Raw genomic sequence first — 2,604 nt, forward strand, 5'->3', positions numbered from 1 at the left:
TCGGCGTGGTCTACGGGGCCGCTGCCGGTTTTGCCGGAGGCAAGGTCGACGAGGTGATGATGCGCATCGTCGACGTGCTCTATTCCTTGCCCTTCATCTTCTTCGTCATCATGCTGGTGGTGTTCTTCGGCCGCAACTTCGTGCTGATGTTCCTGGCCGTCGGCGCCGTGCTGTGGCTCGACATGGCGCGCATCGTGCGCGGCCAGGCACTGTCGATCCGCCGCCAGGAATATGTCCAGGCGGCGGAAGCCATGGGCGTCGGCCAGCGCGGCATCCTGCTGCGCCACGTCATCCCCAACCTGCTCGGCCCGGTGGTCATCTACATGACGCTGCTGGTGCCGCAGGTGATCATCCTGGAAAGCTTCCTATCGTTTCTCGGCCTCGGCGTGCAGGAGCCGATGACCAGCTGGGGCGTTCTGATCTCGGTCGGCGCCAAGAACATCGGCACCGCCAACTGGCTGCTCCTGTTCCCCGCCTTCTTCCTCGTCTCGACGCTGTTTGCGCTGAACTTCGTCGGCGACGGCCTGCGCGACGCACTCGACCCGAGGGATCGCTAAGATGGGGATCGCTAAGATGCGGGTCGATAAAGAGGGGGACCGCTGAGATGGCTGCTTCCGAAACGATCCTCAGCGTCAAGGATTTGCGTGTCCGCTTCCGCACGCTCGACGGCGCCGTCGAGGCGGTCAAGGGCATAAACATCCATGTCAAATCGGGCGAGACCGTTGCCGTGGTCGGCGAATCCGGCTCCGGCAAAAGCCAGACGATGATGGCGGCGATGAGCCTGCTGGCGTCGAATGGCGAAGCGACAGGCAGCGTCGACTATCGTGGCCGCAATCTTCTAACACTCAGCAAATCCGAGCTCAACAAGGTCCGTGGCCGCAAGATCAGCATGATCTTCCAGGAGCCGATGACTTCGCTCGATCCGCTCTATTCAATCGGCAACCAGTTGATCGAACCGATCCGCCGGCATCGGGGCCTGAATGTCGCCGAGGCGCGTGAAGAAGCGCTCAAACTGCTGCGGCTGGTGCATATTCCCGATCCCGAGCGGCGGATGAAATCCTATCCGCACGAAATGTCGGGTGGCCAGCGCCAGCGTGTGATGATCGCGATGGCTCTCGCCAACGACCCTGACATATTGATCGCCGACGAGCCGACGACGGCGCTCGATGTGACCATACAGGCGCAGATCCTGATGCTTCTGGCCGAATTGCAGCGCAAGCTCGGCATGGCGATCGTCTTCATCACCCACGATCTTGGCATCGTCCGCCGCTTTGCCGATCGGGTCTATGTCATGCGCCAGGGCGAGGTTGTCGAGGAGGGGGAGGCGGAGGCCATCTTCGTCAACCCACAGCATGCCTACACGAAAATGCTGCTGGCGGCCGAGCCGACCGGCAGCAAGGCGCCGCCGCCCGCCAACGCCCCAGTGCTGCTCGAAGGCAGGAATGTCGAAGTGACGTTCAGGATCGGCGGCGGGTTTCTTGCTGGCGAACCGCTGATGCTGCGTGCAGTCGATCACATCTCGATCCGGCTGCAGCGCAACCAGACCATCGGCATCGTTGGTGAATCCGGCTCGGGCAAATCGACTCTTGGCCGCGCCTTGCTGCGGCTGTTGCCGAGTGACGGGCTCATCCGTTTCGGCGATCGCGACATTTCCCAAGCCGACAGGCAGGCGATGCGGCCGCTGCGGCGCCAGATGCAGCTCGTCTTCCAGGACCCGTTCGGCTCGTTGTCGCCGCGCATGACTGTCGGCCAGGTCATCACCGAAGGACTTCTGGTGCATGAGCCTGACCTTTCGGGCAAGCAGCGTGATCAACGCGCGGTCGAGGCCTTGCGCGAGGTCGGCCTCGACCCCAACGCCCGCAACCGCTACCCGCACGAATTCTCCGGCGGTCAGCGGCAGCGCATCGCCATTGCCCGCGCCATGATCCTGAAGCCCAGGCTGGTGGTATTGGATGAGCCGACTTCGGCGCTCGATCGCTCTGTGCAGAAACAGATCGTCGAACTGCTGCGCAAGCTGCAGGCGGACCACGAATTGTCCTATCTCTTCATCAGCCACGATCTGTCGGTCGTGCGCGCCATGGCCGACTACATCATCGTCATGAAACAGGGCAAGATCGTCGAGGAAGGGCCGACCGAGGCGATCTTCAGCAATCCGCAGCACGCCTACACACAGACGCTGATGGCCGCCGCGATCGACGTGACGCGATTTCGCCTGAGCGCCTGAACCGGGCTCTGCACCGAGGCGTTGGCTGTCCGCTCAATTCGCGGACCTCTGGCACTTGCGCGCTCGCACGGCGGCAATGGCATCCTGTTGCTGCTTAAGCCGGTCGATCCTGGCTGTTTCACGGTTGGCTACCGCGGTCTTCACGCGTGAGCCGCCGAGCAGCCAGCGTGGAACATTGGTGTTGGCGACCTTGCCGCGCGTGATTGCCGTTTGCGAGATGTCACGGGCGACGTCTCCCATCGCACTGTTGAGGTCGGTGCACGTCATTGAATCGTATTTCGCCGGATCGACGGTTCTGCCGAGCGATGAACAGCCAGCGACGAGAACCAGCGTCATCACAAGAATCAAGGGCGGGGCTGTGGTTGAATTCAAATTCATGT

Annotated in this window: 3 protein-coding genes; 2 read left to right on the top strand and 1 reads right to left on the bottom strand. The window is 62.3% G+C overall.

Annotated features, from left to right (window positions below; genetic code table 11):
* A partial coding sequence (locus tag EOA22_RS30385) for an ABC transporter permease subunit (protein ID WP_127390464.1) occupies window positions 1-557 on the top strand: 557 nt, incomplete at its 5' end.
* A gap of 47 nt (window positions 558-604) precedes the next feature.
* Window positions 605-2,224 carry an ABC transporter ATP-binding protein gene (locus EOA22_RS30390; RefSeq protein ID WP_013532689.1) on the top strand — a complete coding sequence of 540 codons (1,620 nt, stop codon included), beginning with the start codon at window positions 605-607 and terminating at the stop codon, window positions 2,222-2,224.
* 33 nt (window positions 2,225-2,257) lie between these two features.
* Here the strand turns inward: EOA22_RS30390 and EOA22_RS30395 are convergent, their stop codons facing one another.
* A complete protein-coding gene (locus EOA22_RS30395) occupies window positions 2,258-2,602 on the bottom strand; it encodes a hypothetical protein (RefSeq protein WP_013532688.1) in 345 nt (114 codons plus the stop codon).
* Window positions 2,603-2,604: the final 2 nt, after the last annotated feature.

The sequence above is a fragment of the Mesorhizobium sp. M7A.F.Ca.US.014.04.1.1 genome (assembly GCF_003998745.1).
Lineage (GTDB): Bacteria > Pseudomonadota > Alphaproteobacteria > Rhizobiales > Rhizobiaceae > Mesorhizobium > Mesorhizobium ciceri.

Coding starts and splice junctions, on each gene's coding strand:
- EOA22_RS30390 (WP_013532689.1), top strand. CDS start 605: ATGGCTGCTTCCGAAACGATCCTCAGCGTCAAGGATTTGCGTGTCCGC.
- EOA22_RS30395 (WP_013532688.1), bottom strand. CDS start 2,602: ATGAATTTGAATTCAACCACAGCCCCGCCCTTGATTCTTGTGATGACG.